The sequence below is a fragment of the Psychroserpens jangbogonensis genome, from assembly GCF_000797465.1.
GTDB classification, from domain to species: Bacteria; Bacteroidota; Bacteroidia; order Flavobacteriales; family Flavobacteriaceae; genus Psychroserpens; species Psychroserpens jangbogonensis.
Window position 1 is genome coordinate 1 of the sequence record NZ_JSWG01000025.1, and the last position, 1,717, is coordinate 1,717.

A 1,717-nucleotide genomic window follows, 5' to 3' on the forward strand; every position below is an offset into this window, starting at 1 on the left:
CTTATTTCAGGACGGGTCAAACTTGCGCATAACGGGTTCGTGTATGGTTAGTTGCGTTGGCTAGCAACTAAGTTAGCAAAAGAAAACGATCCAGAGGGAAATCCTTAGGGTTTTCCGAGTACACACAGAATAAGCGATTAATTATACACGTTGTTGTGCAACGTTTTTTATTCAGTTTTCATTTTTGTCTTTATAATTCTTGCGCAATGAATTAAACTTTTGATAAGAATATAAATCATTATCAAAATTATAAATCCAAAAAATATCATTCCTAAAATGTAGCCTATATTCCACGCAGTAATGCTTATTACTGCCCAAAACAACATAGCGACCATTCCAATTAGAGGAAAAATTATTATCAATAAAACATTCAAGATTGTTTTTATAATACTTTCCTTATTTATGTTCAGTAAATTAATTGTTTGCTCATTATTTTCAAGATATTTCCTATCGAGTAGTAATAATGGCGATAAAAGAAATAATCCTACATAAAAAGAGATAAACATATAATAAACTAATGCAATTCCGCTTGTAGGTTCAGAAAATTGGGACATAAAAAAGATACTTCCTTTATTCCAAATTTCAGATATATAATCCCAATTATAAATTACAATCGGAATCGTTATCGTATAAAAAATCACTATTACGATTTGTAAATTTTTTATTCTAACGTTTTGGAATTTCTTTAAGTTCAAGAGTAAATTGTAATTTGAATGAGGAATAATTTATTCAGGATTCATATCATTTATATCTTTTATGAAATCCTCTTTTAGCCATTCTGAAAATTTCGCGTTGAGATTTTCGATTTCTTTTTGAACAGTAACATCTAATTCCTGTCCAGTCTTACCTTTTTGCAATTCCAAAATTTGAATTTGCCTTTTAAGAATTGCTTTTAAGTGGTATCCATTTATTAGATTTTCAGAGTGTATTTTCATTAGCAATTTTGCTAAATCAATATTAAAACTGGGATTGTTCAGTTCATCTTTTATTTCATCGAAGTTCATAGATAGTTTTAAATGTTTTACAACGTGTTCGTGTATGGCACGTTGTTTTGGTTTAGGACTAAATTAGCAAAAGAAAACGAACCAGAGGAAAATCCGCAGGATTTTCCGAGTACACACAAAGTAAACAATGGGTTATACACGTTGTTGGCATTAGTTTATTATTCCTCTAAATATTTGTCAAAGGTTTCTTCAAAATTCAGTTTGATATTTTTGTCATTAGAAACAGAAAGTCCGCAACCGCCTTCAAAGATTGTCAAAAAGGATTTCTCATAATAAAATCGTATAAAGGTAAAGACTTCTTTTTGTCCTTTAACCTTATTCTCATTTATTATAAACTCGTCTTTTTCAATTCCATATTCACATTTTAGGATTGGTTTATTAAGTAATTTTCCGAGACTCTCATTTTCTTTAACTTTATAAACTTGCCACAAATGAGGTTCATTTCGTAAGTCGTTTTTTTTAAGTTTTTGATTAAGTTCAGAAAGTTGATTTAGATTTATTTTTATATGGTCTCCATCAAAATCTCCTTCAATTTCTATAAACTTATCATATTCAGTAAAGGTTATGAAAAAAGTCCAAGGAAGGTAATTGTCATTAGCTTTATTCTCATTGTAATCCACTTGATAAATCGTGTCAACTGTTTTTCCTATGATCTGTTTAATGAAGTTATTGGATTTCAATTTCGGGTTCGTTTTTTAATGTCTTGTCCTGAA

The 1,717-nt window shown here is 29.3% G+C and carries 2 protein-coding genes; both read right to left on the reverse strand.

Annotated features, from left to right (window positions below):
* Nucleotides 1–725: 725 nt before the first annotated feature.
* Nucleotides 726–1,004 (reverse strand): hypothetical protein, encoded by a 279-nt coding sequence (locus RH81_RS16080; protein ID WP_033962400.1) that lies wholly within the window; start codon nt 1,002–1,004, stop codon nt 726–728.
* Between the two features lie 158 nt (nt 1,005–1,162).
* Nucleotides 1,163–1,684, reverse strand: a complete 522-nt coding sequence (locus RH81_RS16085; protein ID WP_033962401.1) for a hypothetical protein — start codon at nt 1,682–1,684, stop codon at nt 1,163–1,165.
* Nucleotides 1,685–1,717 lie beyond the last annotated feature (33 nt).

What these genes read in the sequence shown, in the direction of transcription:
- RH81_RS16080 (WP_033962400.1), bottom strand. Translation starts at nt 1,004, where the DNA reads ATGAACTTCGATGAAATAAAAGATGAACTGAACAATCCCAGTTTTAAT.